This window comes from Teichococcus wenyumeiae, from assembly GCF_003696345.1.
GTDB classification, from domain to species: Bacteria; Pseudomonadota; Alphaproteobacteria; order Acetobacterales; family Acetobacteraceae; genus Pseudoroseomonas; species Pseudoroseomonas wenyumeiae.
In genome coordinates this window covers 1-19474 of sequence record NZ_RFLX01000023.1, presented here as the reverse complement: position 1 = coordinate 19474, position 19474 = coordinate 1, and the positions used below count along the sequence as shown (strand labels likewise).

The window sequence follows — 19474 nt, the reverse complement described above, 5'->3', positions numbered from 1 at the left end:
ATGGAGGCATCGGGACCGACGGGGTGTGTGACATGCACCGGGTGCTCGGCCTCATCCGCCGGCAGGCCCCGGACATCCTGGCGGTGCAGGAAGTGGACAGCCGTGGGCGCGGCAATGACCATTGTGGCTTCACGGCACTGCGCGGCCACCTGCCAGGCCATGCCCTGGCCGAGACCATCCGGGCCAAGGATGGCGCCTATGGCCACATGCTGCTCAGCCGCTGGCCCATCAAGCAGAGCGCGTTGCACGACCTCTCCCACCCCGGGCGCGAGCCCCGCGTGGCGATCGAGGCGGAGATCGCCACGCCGGCGGGTGCCCTGCGGGTGATTTCCACCCACCTTGGGCTGCTGCAGCGCGAGCGCTACACGCAGGCTACACGCCTCGCTGCCCTGGTGCGGCGGTTGGAAGGCCCGCTGGTGGTGCTGGGGGATTTCAACGAATGGGGATGGCGTGGGCCGGTGTTCCGGGCTCTGGCGTCGCAGATGCCGGCGCGGACACGGCACCGCACCTTTCCTTCCCGGCTGCCGGCCCTGAAGCTCGACCGCATCTTCTGCCGGCCTGCCTCGCTGCTGGGGCGCAACTGGCGGGATATGACCGGGCGGCTGGCCTCCGACCATCTGCCGGTGGTGGCCGAGCTGCATATGCCGGGAAAGCTGAAGGAAGCTGGCGCGCCCTGAGGGACTTGAACCCCCAACCAACCGGGTAGAAGCCGGTTGCTCTATCCAGTTGAGCTAAGGACGCGGAAGCAGGGCCTGGACCCTAGTGGGTCCAGTTCTCAGACCGGCCGTAGCGGAAATTCTCGGCATAGGTCTTGGGCTTGATCGCGGTTGCGGCAGGCTCGTTCTCGACCTCATAGGCGATGCCATTGGCGCGGGCATAGGCTTCCGCGGCTTCCCGCGTGGAGAAGCTGAGGCGGAGCTGCGCGCGGGTATCGCCCGAGCCGGACCAGCCCATCAGGGGGTCGAGCTTACGGCTCTCGGAGGGCGCGTATTCCAGCACCCAACCCCGCAGCCTGCCCTTGCCCGACTGCATGGCCGAGCCTGCCGAATAGTGAATGCGGGCAATGGCGATGTCGCGGCTCATGGAGCAGATCCCGATATTGCGGTGGTCGGGGCGAGAGGATTCGAACCTCCGGCCCTTTGGTCCCAAACCAAATGCGCTACCAGGCTGCGCCACGCCCCGACTGCTTGCTAATTATGGCCGATTGCGTTCCGGCGCAACGGGGGCCTTCAGCCGATGTGGCTCAATCCGCCCATCCAGGGTGCCAGAACGGCCGGAATGGCCACTCGGCCATCCTCCTGCTGGTGCGTTTCCAGCACCGCGATCAAGGCACGGCCCACGGCGACGCCGGAGCCGTTGAGCGTATGCAGGAAGGCGGTGCCCTTCCCTTCCTTCGGCCGGTAGCGCCCGCCCATGCGGCGTGCCTGGAAATCGCGGCAGTTGGAACAGGAGGAAATCTCCCGCCAGGCCGCCTGACCTGGAAGCCAGACCTCCAGGTCATAGGTCTTGGTGGCGGAGAAGCCGGTGTCGCCGGCGCAGAGCACGATGCGGCGCCAGACCAGCCCCAGCTCGGTCAGCACCCGCTCGGCGCACTGGGTCATGCGCTCGTGCTCGGCTTCCGACTGCTCGGGGGTGGTGATGGAGACCATCTCCACCTTGGTGAACTGGTGCTGGCGCAGCATGCCGCGCGTGTCCCGTCCCGCGCTGCCGGCTTCCGAGCGGAAGCAGGGCGATAGCGAGGTCAGCCGCACCGGCAGCGCGTCTTCCGCCAGGATCTCGCCCGCCACCAGATTGGTCAGCGGCACCTCGGCGGTGGGGATCAGCCAGCGGCCGTCGTCGGTGTGGAACAGGTCTTCCTTGAACTTCGGCAGCTGCCCGGTGCCGTACATGGTGGCATCGTTCACCAGCAGCGGCACCGAGGTCTCGGTGAAGCCATGCTCATCCACGTGCAGGGAGAGCATGTACTGCCCGAGCGCCCGCTCCAGCCGCGCCAGCTGCCCCTTCAGCACCGTGAAGCGGGCACCAGCCAGCTTGGCGGCGCCGGCGAAATCCATCAGCCCCAGCGCCTCGCCGATCTCGAAATGCTGCTTCGGCGTGAAGGGCAGGTTCGGCGGGTTGCCGTGCTGGTGCAGCACGACGTTGTCCGATTCCTCGCGCCCCTCGGGCACGCTGTCGTCCAGCAGGTTGGGCAGGGTTTCCAGCAGGCTGGTCTGGGCGGCGTCAGCGGCCTTCGCCTCGGCCTCCAGGGCTTCCATGCGGCCGCGCAGCGCCGTCGCCTCGGCTTCCAGCGCGGCGGTATCGGCCCCCTGGCGCTTGCCGATGCCGATTTCCTTCGACAACTGGTTGCGGCGAGCCTGCAACTCCTGCAGCGCGGTCTGGGCCGCGCGGCGGATATTGTCCTGCTCCAGGATGGCCTCGGCGGCCGGCGGCAGCGCGCGGCGGGCCAGGGCGGCGTCAAAAGCCGCCGGATCGGCGCGGACGATACGGGTGTCATGCATGGCGGAGGCTCAGTTCTTGTCTTCGTCGTCGCGCTTCGGCGTCATCCAGCCTGCGGCCAGGATCGAGATTTCGTAGAGAAGGATCAGCGGCAGGGCGAGGCCGATCTGGCTGATGATGTCCGGCGGCGTGATGATGGCCGAGATGGCGAACATGCCGACAATGGCGTAGCGCCGCGCCTTCTTCAGCCCATCGACCGAGACGATGCCCACCTTGGCCAGCAGCGTCAGCGCCACGGGAAGCTGGAAGGCCGCGCCGAAGGCCAGGATCATGTGCATGACCAGGCTCAGGTATTCGCTAACCTTGGCCTCAAGCTGCACCGGCAGCGCACCGCCGCCCGGAGGCGTCTCGAAGGAGATGAAGAACTTCCAGGCCAGCGGGAAGATGAAGTAGTAGGCCAGCGCCGCGCCCATGATGAACAGGATGGGCGAGGCAAGCAGGAAAGGCAGCAGCGCCCGCTTCTCGCTGCGGTAGAGGCCGGGGGCGATGAACAGCCAGAGCTGCGTCGCCCACATCGGGAAGCTGATGAAGACCGCGCCGAAGAAGGCCACCTTCAGGTAGGTGAAGAAAGCTTCATAAAGGGCGGTGAAGATCATCCGCCGCTCGCCGCCGCTCTGCTCGTGCAGGATCTGGGCCAGTGGGCGGGCCAGGAAGCCGTAGATCTGCGTCGAGAAGTAGTAGCAGATCGCGAAGGCGATAATGAAAGCACCCAGCGACCACAGCAGGCGCGTGCGCAGTTCGAGCAGATGCTCGATCAGCGGCATCGGCTTGTCGTCGATCTGGTCTTCTTCTTGCCGTGGCACGGATGAATTTCTCAGGTGGTCGGAGTTGCGGGCGGGGTGGCAGGCTTCTCCGGCGCGGCGGCACCGTCGATCTGCGGCGGAGTCGTCGAGGGCGGCGGCGCGGGCGCCGTGACATCACGCTGCGCATCGGCATGGAAGGCAGCCACCGTGGGCGGCACGAAGGCCGGTGCCTCTGGCGTCGAGGCCGGCGCGGTGTCGGAGGTCACGCTGCCGGCTGGCGGCGTGGGCCCATGCACGGCGGAGTTAGCCTCCGTCGTCGGCTTCCAGGCATCCTTCAGCGGATTGTCGTTGAAGGTACGGCGGATCTCGCCGTCGTTGTCCACCGCGCGCTCGATGGTGCCCTTCAGGTCGAAGTTGCGGATCTCCTGGATCTGCTGCCGCACATCCTCAAGCTTCGCTTCCTTCACCAGTTCATCGGCATGGGTCTGGAACTCGGCGGCCATGGACCGGAGCTTCTTGACGCCCTTGGCGACGTTGCGGATGGCATCCGGCAGGTCCTTGGGCCCGATCACCACGATGGCCACCACGGCAATCAGGGCAATCTCGGACCAGGCAAGATCGAACATGTGCTTCCCACTCCCCCCGGGAACCGGGGGCCGCTTCCGTTAGCAGGAACCGGCGGCAACGCCAATCGGCCCCTGCCACCGAACTCCCGTCGCCACCTTATCTAGGCGCGCTGCCCGCCCTCCGCAGGAAGGGGCGCGTGAAATCGCGTCCAGCCATGCGGGGGGGGGGCGGCGCGCCATCCGGCAATCTAACCCGGCTTCACGCGAAACGTGAAACCCCCCCTGGATGCGCTAGGCCGGCGGGGGCGGCTGAGGGGTCGCCTCGGCCGCCAGCAACTCGTCCCGGCGCGGCAGATCGGTCAGCGCCCGCAGCCCGAACTGCTCCAGGAAACGCGGGGTGGAGCCCCAGAGGACCGGGCGGCCCGGCACTTCCTTGCGCCCGCGCGGCGCGATCAGGCCATTCTCCAGCAGCACTTCGAGTGTGCTCTGGGCCAGGCTGGCGCCGCGGATCTCCTCGATCTCGGTGCGCGTCACCGGCTGGTGGTAGGCGATGATCGCCAGCGCCTCCATGGCCGCGCGGGGCAGCCGGCGCGGCACTTCCACCACCTTGGTCAGCATCGGGGCAAGGTCCGGCGCAGTGCGGAAGGCATAGCCGCCGCCGACCTCCGCCAGTTCCACGCCGCGCCCGGCATAGCGGGCGGTCAGCAGCGTCAGCACAGCCTCGGCCCGCAACCCATCCGGCAGGAAGGATTGCAGCCGGTCCAGCGGCACCGGGCGGTCGGAGGCGAAGATCAGCGCCTCCGCCAGCCGCAGCGCGTGCTCGACAGGTGCCATGGTGCCCGGCTGGGCCTCGTCCTCAGGCAGCGACATCGCGCCTCTCCAGCATGTCGTTGCGGCGCAGCAGAATGGGGCCGAAGGCGGCTTCCTGCCGCAGTTCGATATCGCCGCCACGCGCCAGTTCAAGTCCCGCCACCAGGGTGCTGGCCATGGCGGCGCGGCGCTCCACCGGGTCCAGCGCCTGTTCCGGCAGGAACTGCAGCAGGTCGCCCCAGTCCGGCAAGCCGCCGACCATGCGGGCCAGCCGGTCCAGTGCGTTCTGCACGGTCCAGAGCTGGCGCTGCTTCGGCCGGTAGGGGCGCTTGGCCGCGGCGCGGCGCAGCGCATCGACATAGCCGCGCAACAGCGCGGGCAACTCGGCGGCCAGTCCGCTGCGGTCGGTCGTGGTGAAGCTTTCCGGCGCCCCGCGCGGGAAAACCTGTTGCCCCAGCTGCGGCTGCCGCCCCAACCAGACGGCGGCGGCCCGCATCCGCTCCAGCTCCGCCAGCCGCTCGGCCAGTTGCCCGGCCAGGGCTTCGGCATCCTCTTCCTGCTGCGGGTCCTCCGGCAGCAGCAGGCGGGACTTCAGCCAAGCCAGCCAGGCGGCCATGACCAGCCAGTCCGCGGCCAGTTCCAGCCGCACCCGGCGGGCGCCCTCGATCACGGCGAGGTACTGGTCCACCAGCGACAGGATCGAGATGCTGGCGATATCCAGCTTCTGCGCCCGTGCGAGGTCGAGCAACAGGTCCAGCGGGCCTTCGAAGCCTTCAAGCTGCAGGTGCAGCGTGTCGCTCATACCGGGTGCCCTGCCAGCCACAGCACCAGGCGGAAGGCCGGGCCGGTGACGATACCGGACAACCAGCCGATGACGTCGTATTGCGGCCCAAGGCGGGGCAGCAGCAGGATCATCAGCATCACCAGCAGCAGGCCGAACCGCTCGGTCCTGGCCAGCGGCGCCGCCAGGGCGCGAGGCAGCAGGCCAACGGCGATCCGGCCGCCATCCAGCGGCGGGATGGGCAGCAGGTTGAACAGGCCGAGCAGCAGATTCGCCATGATCGAGAGCGCGATGAAGCGGATGCCAAACTCGACGACCTCATGCGGCAGGGTGCCGGCCAGCCCCTCCACCACATGCGCCAGCAGCGCCGCGACCCAGGCCAGGAAGAAGTTCATGGCCGGCCCCGCCGCCGCCACGAGCACCATGCCGTAGCGGGGGTTGCGCAGCCGCCAGGGGTTCACTGGCACCGGCTTGGCCCAGCCGAACATGGCGACCACGCGGCCGATGGTGAGCAGCTGCGTCACCAGCAGGATGCCGGGCAGGATGATGGTGCCGACACGGTCCACATGGCGGATCGGGTTCAGGCTCAGCCGCCCGGCCTCGCGCGCGGTATCGTCACCCAGGGCGAGGGCGGCATAGCCATGCGCCGCCTCGTGCAGGGTGATCGCGACCACCGTGGCCAGGATGGCCACGATGAGTTCTGGGAGCCAGTCTATCACGCCACGTCCCGCAGCAGCGCGTCCCGGCGGGCTGCCAGGGCGATCGGGTCGGGAAAGACGCCGTTGCTGGCAGCGTCACGTGCCGCCCGCGCGGCGGCCATCCGGGCTTCGGCCAATTCCGTCAGCGGAGAGGCCGCTTCCAGCGTCGCGGCGGTATCGGCCAGCACGCCGGAGCATTGCAGTGCCAGGTCACAGCCGGCTGCCAGGGCGGCGCTGACCAGCTCGCCAGGGCTGCCGGACAGGGCCTTCATGTCCAGGTCGTCCGAAACCAGCACGCCATCGAACCCGATTTCCTGGCGAATGATGCCGGAGATGATGCGCCGCGACAGCGTGGCCGGCTTCTCGGGGTCCAGGGCATCGTATAGCAGGTGCGCCGTCATGGCCCAGGCGCCGGAGCGTGCCAGAGCCGTGAAGGGCGCGAAATCCGCCGTGAGGGCGGCGTGCCCGGCGGAGACCCGCGGCAGTTCCAGGTGGCTGTCCACCATGGCGCGCCCGTGCCCTGGCATATGCTTCAGCACGGGAATGGCGCCGCCGGATTGCAGCCCCCTCACCCAGGCTTCGGCCAGGCGGATCACCTCGGCTGGCTTGGCGGAAAAGCCCCGGTCACCGATCACGCCATGCGCGCCGGGCAGCCGCAGGTCCAGCACCGGGGAGCAGACCACATCCAGCCCGGCCGCGACGCATTCCATGGCCAGCAGCGTGGCATTGGCCTCGGCGGCGGCGGGGCTGCGGTTCTCGAAGCTGCCGGGCGGCGGAAAAGCGGGCCAGTGCGGCGGGCGCAGCCGAGCGACACGGCCGCCTTCCTGGTCCACCAGAATGGGCGCAGCCTCCCCCAGTTCCTCCCGGATGGCGTCGGTCAGGGCCAGCAGCTGTGCGGGAGTCTGCACGTTGCGCGCGAAGAGAATGGCGCCCGCCGGACGGAAGCGGCGCAGCAGCGCCGCCTCCTCCGCCAGCAAGGCGGGGCCCGAGAGGCCGATGATGACGGCGCGGGCAGGCGCCATCTCAGCCGCCGATCACGGCGCAGGCGCCACCCTTGGCACGCACCTCGGCGCAGAAGTCACGCGCCGCCTCGGCCGAGAAGCCACCGGTGCGCAGGCGCCACATGGTCGGCTTGTCCGGCCGCTCGAAGCGAATGACCTGCGGCGTGCGGCCATCCAGCAGCCCCGGCGCGCGGCGGGCCAGGCGCACCCACTCGGCCAGGGCGCCGGCCTGGGAGTCAAGCGCGCCAAGCTGCACCACGACCGAGCCACCAGCCGCCACCCGCGGTGCGGGAGCGGGCGTGGCCGGCACCGGCGCGGGCCCGGCGGGGGCCGTGGGCGCGGGAATCGCCGCGCGTTGCGGCGGCACGGCCGGCGCCGCCTGGGGCACAGGCTGAGGCGCGGGCTGGGCCGGCACGGCGGCCTGGGGCGCGGTGGTCTGCGGTGCGACCGAAAGCGGCGCGGCGGCCGGCGGGGCCGGCTGGGGTGGCACGGCCTCCGTCACCTGTGCGGCCGGCGGCGGCAGCGCGGTGGCGGCGCGCAGGGCGTCCAGGTTCGGCGCCTCGGCGGCCGGGGCAAGCCGGCCGGAGGGTTCGAAGCTGCTGGCCGTTCCCCGGCGCTCGAAAATGATCTCGTCCTGATTCGGCACGCGCAACCCGCCCCGGTCGTCCGGGCGGATCTTCATCGGGCGCGAATCGGGCTCAATGACCGGGATCGGCCGATGCGTGGTCAGCCGGGTCACGCCCCAGCCGACCAGTGCCCCAACACCGACCACGGCCGCCAGGCCGCCGGCCATCATGAACATGCGCGTGGACGAACCCTCGTTCGCCGCACTGCGAACCCGGTAGGACGGGATTGGTGCTTCGCTCACCGCATCTCCTCAACAGGCGTGACGCCCATCACAGCAAGGCCGGAGCGGATGACGGTCGCGGTGGCAGCCACCAGGGCCAGCCGTGCCCGCGTCGCCTCCGGCTGTTCGGCCAGGATGAAGCGCAGTGTCGCATCCTCTCGCCCACGGTTCCACAGGATATGAAAGTCGCTGGCCAAGTCGTGGAGATAAAAGGCAATCCGGTGTGGCTCCCGCGCCGCAGCAGCGGCTTCCACGGTGCGGGGCCAAGTGGTCAGGCGGCGCAGCAGGGCCAGTTCCGCCGGGTCCTTCAGGACATCCAGCGGCGCGGTGGCCAGATCCTCGGCCGAGGGGTCCTCCGCCTGCCGCAGCACGGAGCGGCAGCGGGCATGGGCGTATTGCACGTAGAAGACCGGGTTCTCGCGCGACTGCTCGACCACCTTGGTCAGGTCGAATTCCATCTGCGCGTCGGACTTGCGCGTCAGCATGGTGAAGCGCACGGCGTCGCGCCCGACCTCGTCGATCAGGTCGCGCAGCGTGATGTAGCTGCCGGCGCGCTTGGACATGCGCACGGGCTCGCCGTCCTTCAGCACCTTGACGATCTGGCAGAGCACCACATCCAGCGGCACCTTGCCGTCGGACAGCGCCTTGGTCGCCGCCTTCATGCGCGAGACATAGCCGCCATGGTCGGCGCCCCAGACCTGCACGAGCTGCTGCATGCCGCGCGCGATCTTGTCGGCATGGTTGCCGATGTCATTGGCGAAATACGTGTTGGAGCCATCGCTTTTCCGCAGCGGGCGGTCCACGTCGTCGCCGAACTTGGTGGAGGCGAAGAGGGTCTGCGGGCGCGGCTCCCAATCGTCCGGCAGCTTGCCCTTGGGCGGCTCCAGCACGCCTTCATAGACCAGGCCCTTGGCCGCGAGCTCCGCGATGGCACGGTCCGCCACGCCCTCCTGCACCAGCTTCAGCTCGCTGATGAAGACATCCTGCACGACGCCGAGGGCGGCCAGGTCCTCGCGGATCTCGTCCATCATCATGGAGACGGCGGTGCGCTGGACCAGCGCCAGGCGTTCCTCGGTGAAAGCCGGCACGGCACCCGGCGCGAGAGAGTCGCCATGCTGCTGCTTCAGTGCCTCGCCGACCGGGATCAGGTAGTCGCCGCGATACTGCAGCCCGCCGGGGACCAGGGCGGAATATTCCTCTTCCGACATCGTGGTGCCCAGAGCCTGCAGGTACCGCCAGTAGGCGGCATAGGCGAGCGCGCGCACCTGCGCCCCGGCGTCGTTGATGTAGTATTCCTTGGTGACGTCGTAGCCGGCCTTCAGCAGCAGGTTGGCCAGGGCATCGCCCACCACGGCGCCGCGGCAATGGCCGACATGCATCGGCCCAGTGGGGTTGGCGGAGACATATTCCACATTCACCCGGATGCCCTGGCCCACGGTCGAGGTGCCATAGCCCTCACCCACGCGCAGCAGCGCCGGGATCTGGGCCAGGACGAAATCCTCGCGCAGGCGCAGGTTCACGAAGCCGGGGCCGGCGGGCGATGCCTCGGCCACCATGGGCAGCGCGGCCAGTGCCTCGGCCAACTGGGCCGCCAGCTTCGGCGGCGGCATCTTCGCGGGCTTGGCGACGACCATGGCGGCATTGGTGGCCATGTCGCCGTGGCTGGCATCGCGCGGCGGCTCCACCAACACGCGGGCGAAGGCATCCTCCGGCAGGTCGGGCAGCAGCCGGCGCAGGCAAGCCACGACCTCTGCACGCAGCACGGCGAAGATATCGGGGGCGGTCGGGTCTTGGGGCATGGGTGTCGTGTTCAACCAGGAAGATGCGGGTCAGTCAGGCGTCGGTGCTCGTCGAGCGCGAAGCGATCGGTCATGCCGGCGATATAGTCACAGACGGCGGCGGCGCATTGCGCGCTGCCGGCGGTGCCGGCGCGGTTGCGCCATTCAGGAGGCAGCATCTCCGGCCCGCCATGCAGCAGGCTGAAGAGCACCTGCACCACGCGCTTGGACTTCTGCGTGGTGCGGTTGACGCGCCAGTGGCGATACATGCGGCCGAGGAGAAAGTCCCGCACCGTCTGGTTGGCGGCTGTCATGCGTTCGCTGAAGAACACCACGGGGCGCTCGGCGACACGGATATCGTCCACGGTGGCGGGAGCCAGGGCTTTCAGCCGCCGGCCGGCTTCCTCCACCACGTCGTTGATCATGGCATTGATGACGCGGCGGATCGCCTCGGACACCAGGCGCCCGTCCGCCACGCCGGGGTAGCTCTCCCGCGCGGCCGCCACGGCAGCGCCCACCAGCGGAAGCTCCGAGGCTTCCTCCAGCGTAAAGAGGCCGGCACGGAGGCCGTCATCCAGGTCGTGGTTGTTGTAGGCGATGTCATCGGCCAGCGCCGCCACCTGGGCCTCGGCCGAGGCATGGGTGCCGAGGTCCAGCGGGTGCCGAGCGTCGTATTCCACAAAATAGGGCGTCGGCCGGCGGATGGGGCCGTTGTGCTTGGCCAGCCCTTCCAGCGTTTCCCAGGTCAGGTTCAGGCCGTCGAAGCTGGCGTAGCGGGCCTCCAGCAGGGTCACGGCCTTCAGGCTCTGGGCATTGTGGTCGAAGCCGCCATAGGGGCGCATGACGCCGTTCAGCGCCTCCTCCCCCGCATGGCCGAAGGGCGGGTGGCCGAGGTCATGCGCCAGGGCCAGGGCTTCCGCCAGATCCTCGTCCAGCCGCAGCCGGCGGGCAATGGAGCGGGCGATCTGCGCCACCTCGATGCTGTGGGTCAGGCGGGTGCGGAACTCGTCGCCCTCATGGTAGATGAAGACCTGCGTCTTGTACTGCAGGCGGCGGAAGGCCTTGCTGTGGATGATACGGTCCCGGTCCCGCTGGAAGGGCGAGCGCGAGTCGCCGCCCGGCTCCGGGTAGAGCCGGCCACGCGAGGTCTCCGGCCGCACGGCATAGGGGGCAAGGCCATCCATGGGGCGGGCTCTACCAGCCACCCAGCGCTGCCGCAACGCCGCGGACCTGCCCTGCCCGCCGGAAGGTTGGAAATCGTCTCCGCGTGGTCCTATATGCGAGGCCTGAGGAGTTCGATGGCCATGCCCGACGGCACCGTGACCGCCCCCACCTTCCATGTCACCCCCCGGGCCTTCGCCCAGGTCGCCGAGATTGCCGCGCGCCAGGGCCGTCCAGACGCCGGGCTGCGGGTGGCGGTGCTGGCCGGGGGGTGCTCCGGCTTCCAGTATTCCTTCGAGCTGGAGGATGCGCCGGCGGAGGACGACCTGGTGCTGGAAGGCGCCTCCCGCGTCTTCATCGACCCCACCAGCCTGGACCTCCTGGCCGGCGCGCAGCTGGACTGGGCGGATGAGCTGATCGGCGCCCACTTCGCCATCAAGAACCCGCAGGCGGTCTCGGGCTGCGGCTGCGGCGCCTCCTTCTCGATCGGCTGAGGCTCCCTTGCGGCTCGCCACGCTGAACGTCAATTCGGTGCGCAAGCGCGTGCCGCATGTGCAACGCTTCCTGTCCTCCGCGAAGCCGGACCTGCTGTTTCTGCAGGAACTGAAGTGCAAGACCGAGGAATTTCCCGCCGCCGAGTTCGAGAGCCTGGGCTACCGCGCCCATGCGGTCGGCCAGCATGGCGGGCGCAATGGCGTGGCCGTGCTGGCGCGCATCCCCTTCCAGGTCGTGGCCGAGGCGCTGCCCGGAGAGGATGAGGACACCCACGCCCGCTATATCGAGGTGGCGGCGGCGGGCGGCCGCTTCGCCGGCATCTACCTGCCCAACGGCAATTCCGGTGGCGCCGAGGGCTATGCCTACAAGCTGCGCTGGATGGAGCGGCTGCGGCAGGTGGCGGCGGAGCGGCTGGACAGCTTCACCCCCTTCGCCGTCCTGGGCGACTTCAATGTCTGCCCGACGCCACTGGACCTCGCCCCCGGCGCCCTGCCCGCGACCGATGCGCTGGTGCGCCCGGAAAGCCGCTCGGCCTTCCGGGCGCTGACCAACCTGGGCCTGACGGATGCGCTGCGGGCGCTGCATCCGGGTGAGCGGCTTTATACCTACTGGGATTACGGCGCCGCCTTCGATACCAACCGCGGCCTGCGCATCGACCACGCCCTCCTCTCCCCCGAGTTGGCGGAGCGGCTGGAGACGGCGGAGATCGACCTGTCCCTGCGGTCGCAGGAACAGCCTTCCGACCATACCGCCGTCACGATCACGCTCTCCTAACCTTGCTCCTGGCTAACGCCAGGGGCGCGGGCCGTACCAGCCGGGCGGCGGCCCCGGGGGCGGCGGCGGTGGAGCGTAGTAGCCGTGCTGGTGGTGGTGTGGCGGCGGACCGTAATAGTCCGCCGGATACACGACGCAGCCGCACAACCCGACCCCAAGTGCCGCCAGAGCGAGCATCCTGCCAAGTCCTGGCATGGCTGCCTCCTTCCCTAGTGCCAGCCGGGCTCGACCCAGACCCAGCGGCCACGGCGTTCGACCCAACGGCCTTCCTGCCAGTTGCCGCGCCGGCGGCGCTCAAGCCAGCGGCCGGAAACCCAGACGTAGTTGCCGCCGCGCCAGGACCAATGGCCCGGCTGCCAGACGGCGGTGCGGCTGGGCGCGCGGCCTCGCCGCTCTTCACGCCGTGGCGGCGGCGGTGGCGGCGGGCGACCGGGGCCGCCACGGCCCGGCGGGCCAGGCGGGGGAGCGTAAGGCTGTGCCTCGGCAATGGTGGAGAGGGAGACGGTGCCGGCCAGCACGGCCAGCGCGCCCCCCAGCAGACCACGACGATTGAGCATCTCTTCCTCCTGTTCCGGACGGTTGGCGCCGGGGCTTCTCGATGCCGGCCCGGCGGCGAACGCGCCGGGCCATGAGGAAGATGCTGCCGCCTCAGAATGGCAAAGCTGAGGCGGAATAGTGACCTAAATTATCGAAGTCGAACGCACCGATTCAGATGTCGGCGTAACAATGGGTCTCGGCCTCACCGCCCGGATGCGTGACGGCACCAAGATGCGCGGGGCCCACAAGCTGCGCGTACTTCCACAAGGCACCGGCATTATAGTCTGTGCCGCGTGGCTTCCATTCAGCGCGGCGCTTCGCCAGTTCTTCCTCGGAAATATCGACGTCGATGCTGCCCTTGGTGGCGTCAATGATAATCTTGTCGCCATTCTTCAGCAGGCCGATGGGGCCGCCCACGGCGGCTTCAGGCCCCACATGGCCCACGCAGAAGCCACGGGTGGCGCCCGAGAAGCGGCCATCGGTGATCAGCGCCACGGCCTCGCCCATTCCCTGGCCGTAGATGGCCGCGGTGGTGGAGAGCATCTCGCGCATACCCGGCCCGCCCTTCGGCCCCTCGTAGCGGATGACGATGACGTCGCCCGCCTTGTAGGCCCGCTCCTCGACCGCCTTGAAGGCATCTTCCTCGCAATCGAAGCACAGGGCGGTGCCCTCGAAGCGCTGGGTCTTCATGCCGGCGACCTTCACGATGGCGCCGTCCGGAGCAAGATTGCCCTTCAGCCCGACCACGCCGCCAGTCGGCGTGATGGCCTTGGACACGGGGTAGATCACGTCCTGGTCGGTGGGGAAGACCACGTCCTTGTGGTTCTCGGCCAGCGTCTTGCCCGTCACGGTCATGCAGTCGCCATGCAGCAGGCCGGCATCCAGCAATGCCTTGATGATGATGGGAATGCCGCCGACGTTGTGCACATCCAGCGCCACATACTTCCCGCCCGGCTTCAGGTCGGCAATGTAGGGCGTGCGGCGCATGATGGCGGCCACATCATCCATGGTGAAGCGGATGCCGGCCTCATGCGCCATGGCCGGCAGATGCAGCCCGGCATTGGTGGAGCCACCGGTGGCGCCCACAACCACGGCCGCATTCTCCAGCGCCTTCAGCGTGACGATGTCACGCGGGCGGATGTTCTTCTTCAGCAGTTCCATCACCGCCTTGCCGGATTCCACGGCCCAGCGGTCGCGGTCCTCATAAGGCGCCGGGGCGCCGGCGGAGCCGGGCAGCGCCAGGCCGATGGCCTCGGAGACGGTTGCCATGGTGTTGGCGGTGAACTGGCCGCCGCAGGCGCCGGCGCTCGGGCAGGCGACGCATTCCAGGGCGTGCAGGTCTTCGTCCGACATGTTGCCGGCGGCGTGCTGGCCCACGGCCTCGAAGACATCGACGACGGTGACATCCTTGCCCTTGAACTTACCGGGCAGGATGGAGCCGCCATACATGAAGACGCTGGGCACGTTCAGGCGCAGCATGGCCATCATCATGCCCGGCAGCGACTTGTCGCAGCCCGCCAGGGTGACCATGGCATCGTAGGAATGGCCACGCATGGTCAGCTCGACCGTGTCGGCAATGGCGTCACGCGAGGCCAGGGAGGACTTCATGCCCTGGTGGCCCATGGCGATGCCATCAGTCACGGTGATGGTGGTGAATTCACGCGGGGTGCCGAAGGCCGCCTTCACGCCTTCCTTCACGCTCTGCGCCTGGCGGTTCAGGGCGATGTTGCAGGGCGCGGCCTCGTTCCAGCAGGTGGCGACGCCGACCAGCGGGCGGGCGATCTCCTCCTCGGTCAGCCCCATGGCATAGTAGTAGGAGCGGTGAGGAGCGCGCTCCGGGCCGACGCTCACATGGCGGCTTGGAAGGCGCGACTTATCCCAAATGTGCTCAGCCATGCGGGTAAACCTTTCTTCGTTTCGTCCCGAGGCTGGTATCACGCAACCCTCTTTCTCGCGCAACTCCCCTCGCCGCTTTCATGGCCAGGGGAGCGTGCGAGGAGAGCGGCGTTTCGGTCAGACCGGGCGCTTCAGCGCGTCCGGATGGTCCAGGTGGCCGTGCAGGCGGGTGTCCTTCATGGTCAGCACCGACACCAGCGCGACCACCGCAAAGGCGGAGACGTACCAGAAGAAGCTGTTCTCCATCCCAACGCTCTTCAGCCACAGCGCCACGTATTCGGCCGACCCGCCAAACAGCGAATTGGCGATGGCGTAGCCGAGGCCCACACCAAGCGCGCGGATCTGCGGCGGAAAGAGCTCCGCCTTCACCACGCCGCTGATCGCCGTGTAGAAGCTGACGATGAAGAGGGCGCCGAAGATCACCGCGAAAGCGCCCAGCGACGTCGTGACCGTGCCCAGGAGGCTCAGCAGCGGCACGGTCAGCACCGCCGTGCCGACGGCGAAGACGATCAGGCAGGCCCGCCGGCCGATGCGGTCGGACAACGCGCCGATGGCCGGCTGCAGGCACATGTAGCAGAACAGCACCACGGCCATCGTGACGCTGGCACGCTCCACCGTGAAGCCGGCGGAGTTCACCAGGAACTTCTGCATGTAAGTGGTGTAGGTATAGAAGGCCAGGCTGCCGCCGGCGGTCAGGCCGATGACCTGCAATAGCGGCTTCGGGTGCTTCAGCAGCAGGGCAATGGTCCCTGCTCCTTCGGAGGAGCGTTCCTTCGCCGTCGTGGTCTCGTGCAGGGCGCGGCGCAGGAACATGGCGATGATGGCGGTGCCGGCGCCGATGAAGAACGGGATGCGCCAAGCCCAGGCGCGGATCTCATCGCCGGTGTAGATCGCCTGCAGGACCACCACCACCAGCAGGGCCAGAAGCTGGCCGCCGATGAGCGTGACATACTGGAACGAGGCGAAGAAGCCGCGGTGCCGCGCCAGTGCGACCTCGCTCATGTAGGTGGCGCTGGTGCCGTATTCGCCGCCTACGGAAAGCCCCTGGATCAGGCGCGCCAGCAACAGCAGGGCCGGTGCCGCGAGGCCGATGCTCTCATAGGTCGGCAGCACGGCGATCATCAGCGAGCCGAAGCACATCATCAGCACCGAGATGACCATCGAGGTCTTGCGGCCCTGGCGGTCCGCGATGCGGCCAAAGAGCCAGCCGCCGATAGGCCGCATCAGGAAGCCCACCGCGAAGATGGCAGCGGTGTTCAGCAACTGAACGGTGGGATCGCCTTTAGGAAAGAAGGCCGGCGCGAAATAGAGTGCCGTCGCCGCATAGACGTAGAAATCATACCATTCGACAAGATTGCCCGAGGAACCGCCGACGATCGCCATGACGCGCTTGCGCGTGTCATGGGGATCGCGGACCTCTGCCGGTGCCATGGCCATCGTCGCTATCCTCCAAACGATGCGACGGTTGTTTCACGCGCGCGAGCCTCGCGCGCGTGAACATTGGGCAACCCTGGAATGCAGCCTTGCTCTACCCCCCGATACGCTGCAGCGCAGCAGTGAGCCGGGCGATCTCCGCCTGCTGGGCCTCCAGGCGCTCACGCATCTCCTCGACAACCTCAGGCTTGGCACGGGCAACAAAGTCGGGATTGTTAAGCTTCGCCATTGTCTTGGCGACATCGTCCTCAGACTTGACCAGGGTCTTCTTGATCCGGGCACGCTCAGCGTCCAGGTCGATCGCGTCGGCCAGAGGCAGCAGCACAGTCGCTTCGTCCACCACAAGTTGGGCGCCCTTCGGCGCCTCGCCCTCCAGGACGCGCACTTCGGTAGCGCGGCCAAGGCGCCGGATGGCCTCAATCCAGCGCTCCGCCCGCGCCATCGTCTCCGGCGCCGCACCGGAAAAGAGCAGCGGCACGGTGACCGAGGGCGGCACATTCATCTCGCCGCGCACCGTGCGCACCTCGCCGATCAGGCGGACCACCCAGCCGAGTTCCGCGCGCGCTTCCTCGGCACCCGGCACAGCCACAGCCTGCGGCCAGGCTTCACTGATCAGGCTGAACTCGGCGCCATAGCCGAAACGGTCCCAGAGTTCCTCGGTGACATAGGGCATGACCGGATGCAGCAGGCGCAGAATGGTGCCCAGCACATGCTGCGCGACGCCCTTCACTTCCGCCTTCTCGGCGCCCTCGGGGCCGTTCAGGGCGGGCTTGGCGAATTCCAGGAACAGGTCGCAGAAGCTGTTCCAGACGAAGCGGTAGCAAGCGGATGCGTAGTCATCCATCCGGTAGGCTTCGAGCGCCGCCGTCGCCTCCGCGATCGCGGTATTCGCCGCGTCCAGGATCCAGCGGGCCAGCGGCGTCTGCACCTTCGAGGGATCGAAGGAGGTATCCGGCGCGATGCCGTTCATCTCGCAGAAGCGGGCGGCGTTCCAGAGCTTGGTGCCGAAGGAGCGGAAGTCCTCCACCCGCTTGCGGCCCAGCTTCACGTCGCGGCCCGGCGTGGCCAGGGAGGCGATGGTGAAGCGCAACGCATCGGTGCCGAAGCTTTCCACCAGTTCAAGCGGGTCGATGACGTTGCCCTTCGACTTCGACATCTTCTGGCCCTTCTCGTCGCGGACGAGGCCGTGGATGTAGACGGTCTTGAAGGGCACATCGCCCATGAAGTGGTGGCCCATCATCATCATCCGGGCCACCCAGAAGAAGATGATGTCCCAGCCCGTGACCAGCACGTCGCCGGGATAGTACTTGTCCAGTTCCGGCGTCTTGTTGGGCCAGCCGAGCGTGGAGAAGGGCCAGAGGGCGGAGCTGAACCAGGTGTCCAGCACGTCCGGGTCACGCTCCAGCGTCACGTCCCCGCCCAGCTTGGCGCGGGCCTGGGCCAGTGCCTCCTCCTCCGTCCGCGCCACGAAGACGCTGCCATCCGGCGCGTACCAGGCCGGGATCTGGTGGCCCCACCAGAGCTGGCGGGAGACGCACCAGGGCTGGATGTCGCGCATCCAGGAGAAGAAGACATTCTCGAAATGCTTCGGCACGAACTGCGTGCGCCCGGTCTCCACCGCCTCGATGGCCGGCTTGGCCAGGGTCGCAGCGTCGCAGTACCACTGCATGGTCAGGCGCGGCTCGATCGGCACGCCGGAGCGGTCGCCATGCGGCACGGCGTTGTTGTGCGGCTCGATCTTCTCCAGCAGCTCCAGCCGCTCCAGCTCGGCGATGATCGCCTTGCGGGCGGCGAAGCGGTCCTGGCCGGCCAGGGAGCGGACGAATTCCGGGTCCGCCACGCCCTCGACGGCGCGCAGGTCGTCCTCGATCTCCGCTAGCCAGATGGCGCCATGGGCGTCCATCACAGAAGGCATGGCCAGCTTGTGCCGCTTGCCGACCTCGAAGTCGTTGAAGTCATGCGCGGGCGTGATCTTCACGGCGCCGGAGCCCTTCTCCGGGTCCGAATATTCGTCGGCCACCACAGGTACGCGGCGGCCGGTCAGCGGCAGGATGACGAACTTGCCGACCAAGTCCCGGAATCGCTCGTCTTCCGGGTGCACGGCCACGGCGGTGTCGCCCAGCATGGTCTCGGGGCGCGTGGTGGCGACCACCAGGAAGCGCCCGGCCTCGCCCTCCACCGGGTAGCGCAGGTGCCAGAGGCTGCCCTTCATCTCCCGGTTCTCGACCTCAAGGTCGGAAATGGCGGTCTGGAACTTCGGGTCCCAATTCACCAGGCGCTTGTCGCGGTAGATCAGTCCCTGCTCATGCAGGGTGACGAAGACCTCGCGCACCGCCTCGGAGAGGCCGGCATCCATGGTGAAGCGCTCGCGCGGCCAGTCCAGGCTGGCGCCCAGGCGGCGGAGCTGGCGGGTGATGTTGCCGCCGGACTGCGCCTTCCATTCCCAGACATGCTCCAGGAACTTCTCGCGGCCGATCTCGCGGCGGTCGATGCCCTGGCTGGCCAGCAGGCGTTCCACCACCATCTGGGTGGCGATGCCGGCATGGTCGGTGCCCGGCTGCCACAGCGCGTCCCGGCCCTGCATGCGGCGCCAGCGGATCAGCGTGTCCTGAATGGTGAAGGTCAGGGCATGGCCGATATGCAGGCTGCCCGTGACATTGGGCGGCGGGATCATGATGGTGAAGGGCTCGGCCCCACTGTCGGGCCGGGCGCCGAAGGCCCCGGCGGCCTCCCACCCTTCATAGATGCGTTGTTCGAAGCTGGCGGGCGAGAGGGTCTTGTCGAGCATGGCGGAACGCTTGATAGCGCCGCGCCACGACGTCAAGGGGCCGTCGCGATTCCGGCGCTTCAGCCGGGGCCGCTACCCATCAAACGGGCGATCTCGGCCTTCACGATATGCTCCACCATGCCGGGCAGGTGCTGGTCCAGCCAGGCCTTCAGCAGGGGGCGCATCTCTTCCCGCACCACGTCCTCGATGCTGGCGCCCCCGCGGTGGACGGGCGCCGCGCGGTTGCTGGCCACGGCCTTCGCCAGTTCCCCCAGGGCTGCCGCGGTCGCGGCAGCCACGGTGGGTGCCAGCAACGAAGTCGCCGGCGGCGTCGCACGGGGCTCGGGCGGCGGAGGGGGCGGCATGTCGACAGCCACGGGCGGCTCGGAAAGCATGGCGGGCGGCTCCGGTTTGGTCGGCGCGGCCGGGGCCGGCGGCTGCGTGACCAGCATGGCCTCCGTCAGTTCCAGCGGGCTGGTCCCGGCCTCGTCCTCCTGCAGGATGTCGCGGATGGAGGCCAGGATATCCTCCATCGACGGATCGGCCTTCGGATCATGTGCCGTCATGTCAACGTGGCGCCCCCTCGCCCTCTCCCGACCAGTCCCCGGTCCCGAACCACTTGGAGCGGACGGTGCGGTAGTAGGCTTCCATGTTGTAGAGGGGCACGGGCAGCGCCAGGTCGCGGGCGGT

The 19474-nt window shown here is 68.6% G+C and carries 19 protein-coding genes and 2 tRNA genes; 3 read left to right on the top strand and 18 right to left on the bottom strand.

What is annotated here, in order from left to right; translation table 11 throughout:
* The first annotated feature begins 32 nt into the window (after positions 1-32).
* A complete protein-coding gene (locus EBE87_RS21430) occupies positions 33-677 on the top strand; it encodes an endonuclease/exonuclease/phosphatase family protein (protein ID WP_233560146.1) in 645 nt (214 codons plus the stop codon).
* Here the strand turns inward: EBE87_RS21430 and EBE87_RS21425 are convergent.
* The 13 genes from EBE87_RS21425 to EBE87_RS21360 all read right to left on the bottom strand — a co-directional run bounded on the left by EBE87_RS21425 (position 665) and on the right by EBE87_RS21360 (position 10904).
* A tRNA-Arg gene (locus tag EBE87_RS21425) sits at positions 665-741 on the bottom strand. The two genes, EBE87_RS21430 and EBE87_RS21425, sit on opposite strands and share 13 nt — an antisense overlap.
* An 18-nt stretch (positions 742-759) precedes the next feature.
* Positions 760-1083 carry an NADH dehydrogenase ubiquinone Fe-S protein 4 gene (locus EBE87_RS21420; protein WP_120638226.1) on the bottom strand — a complete coding sequence of 108 codons (324 nt, stop codon included), beginning with the start codon at positions 1081-1083 and terminating at the stop codon, positions 760-762.
* A gap of 22 nt (positions 1084-1105) precedes the next feature.
* Positions 1106-1182 (bottom strand) — tRNA-Pro (locus EBE87_RS21415).
* A gap of 47 nt (positions 1183-1229) precedes the next feature.
* Positions 1230-2498 (bottom strand): serine--tRNA ligase, encoded by a 1269-nt coding sequence (gene serS / locus EBE87_RS21410; RefSeq protein WP_120638225.1) that lies wholly within the window; start codon positions 2496-2498, stop codon positions 1230-1232.
* Between the two features lie 9 nt (positions 2499-2507).
* The gene (gene tatC, locus EBE87_RS21405; protein ID WP_120638224.1) at positions 2508-3260 is read right to left on the bottom strand and encodes a twin-arginine translocase subunit TatC; all 753 of its coding nucleotides are present in this window, start codon (positions 3258-3260) and stop codon (positions 2508-2510) included.
* A 50-nt stretch (positions 3261-3310) separates the two neighbouring features.
* The gene (tatB, locus tag EBE87_RS29450) at positions 3311-3865 is read right to left on the bottom strand and encodes a Sec-independent protein translocase protein TatB (protein ID WP_199707339.1); all 555 of its coding nucleotides are present in this window, start codon (positions 3863-3865) and stop codon (positions 3311-3313) included.
* A 231-nt stretch (positions 3866-4096) separates the two neighbouring features.
* The gene (gene scpB / locus EBE87_RS21395) at positions 4097-4675 is read right to left on the bottom strand and encodes an SMC-Scp complex subunit ScpB (protein ID WP_120638223.1); all 579 of its coding nucleotides are present in this window, start codon (positions 4673-4675) and stop codon (positions 4097-4099) included.
* On the bottom strand, positions 4662-5417 hold the full coding sequence (locus tag EBE87_RS21390) for a segregation and condensation protein A (RefSeq protein ID WP_120638222.1): 756 nt from the start codon (positions 5415-5417) through the stop codon (positions 4662-4664). Before EBE87_RS21390 ends, scpB begins: the two co-directional genes overlap by 14 nt.
* On the bottom strand, positions 5414-6115 hold the full coding sequence (locus EBE87_RS21385; protein ID WP_120638221.1) for a site-2 protease family protein: 702 nt from the start codon (positions 6113-6115) through the stop codon (positions 5414-5416). Before EBE87_RS21385 ends, EBE87_RS21390 begins: the two co-directional genes overlap by 4 nt.
* Positions 6112-7116 (bottom strand): beta-N-acetylhexosaminidase, encoded by a 1005-nt coding sequence (gene nagZ / locus EBE87_RS21380; RefSeq protein WP_120638220.1) that lies wholly within the window; start codon positions 7114-7116, stop codon positions 6112-6114. The genes EBE87_RS21385 and nagZ overlap by 4 nt, the downstream gene beginning before the upstream one ends.
* Before the next feature lies 1 nt (position 7117).
* On the bottom strand, positions 7118-7963 hold the full coding sequence (locus EBE87_RS29445) for an SPOR domain-containing protein (protein ID WP_233560144.1): 846 nt from the start codon (positions 7961-7963) through the stop codon (positions 7118-7120).
* The gene (argS, locus tag EBE87_RS21365) at positions 7960-9741 is read right to left on the bottom strand and encodes an arginine--tRNA ligase (RefSeq protein WP_120640943.1); all 1782 of its coding nucleotides are present in this window, start codon (positions 9739-9741) and stop codon (positions 7960-7962) included. Before argS ends, EBE87_RS29445 begins: the two co-directional genes overlap by 4 nt.
* 11 nt (positions 9742-9752) lie before the next feature.
* On the bottom strand, positions 9753-10904 hold the full coding sequence (locus EBE87_RS21360; RefSeq protein WP_120640942.1) for a deoxyguanosinetriphosphate triphosphohydrolase: 1152 nt from the start codon (positions 10902-10904) through the stop codon (positions 9753-9755).
* A gap of 114 nt (positions 10905-11018) precedes the next feature.
* On the opposite strand from EBE87_RS21360, the gene EBE87_RS21355 reads away from it, so the two are divergent.
* A complete protein-coding gene (locus tag EBE87_RS21355) occupies positions 11019-11375 on the top strand; it encodes a HesB/IscA family protein (RefSeq protein WP_120640941.1) in 357 nt (118 codons plus the stop codon).
* Positions 11376-11382: 7 nt separating this feature from the next.
* On the top strand, positions 11383-12150 hold the full coding sequence (gene xth / locus EBE87_RS21350; RefSeq protein ID WP_120640940.1) for an exodeoxyribonuclease III: 768 nt from the start codon (positions 11383-11385) through the stop codon (positions 12148-12150).
* A 209-nt stretch (positions 12151-12359) separates the two neighbouring features.
* On the opposite strand, the gene EBE87_RS21340 is transcribed toward xth, so the two are convergent.
* From EBE87_RS21340 to EBE87_RS21320, 5 genes are all read right to left on the bottom strand, one after another.
* Entirely contained in the window at positions 12360-12707 is a 348-nt protein-coding gene (locus EBE87_RS21340; protein ID WP_122140114.1) for a YXWGXW repeat-containing protein, read from the bottom strand.
* Between the two features lie 151 nt (positions 12708-12858).
* A complete protein-coding gene (gene ilvD, locus EBE87_RS21335) occupies positions 12859-14583 on the bottom strand; it encodes a dihydroxy-acid dehydratase (protein ID WP_120640753.1) in 1725 nt (574 codons plus the stop codon).
* A 117-nt stretch (positions 14584-14700) separates the two neighbouring features.
* Positions 14701-16020: an MFS family transporter gene (locus tag EBE87_RS21330; protein ID WP_120640752.1), complete on the bottom strand. Its 1320-nt coding sequence runs from the start codon at positions 16018-16020 to the stop codon at positions 14701-14703.
* Positions 16021-16111: 91 nt separating this feature from the next.
* Positions 16112-18805, bottom strand: coding sequence for a valine--tRNA ligase (locus EBE87_RS21325; RefSeq protein ID WP_120640751.1), 2694 nt, complete (start codon positions 18803-18805; stop codon positions 16112-16114).
* A gap of 59 nt (positions 18806-18864) precedes the next feature.
* Positions 18865-19350, bottom strand: a complete 486-nt coding sequence (locus tag EBE87_RS21320) for a DUF2497 domain-containing protein (protein ID WP_233553453.1) — start codon at positions 19348-19350, stop codon at positions 18865-18867.
* Between the last annotated feature and the right edge of the window lie 124 nt (positions 19351-19474).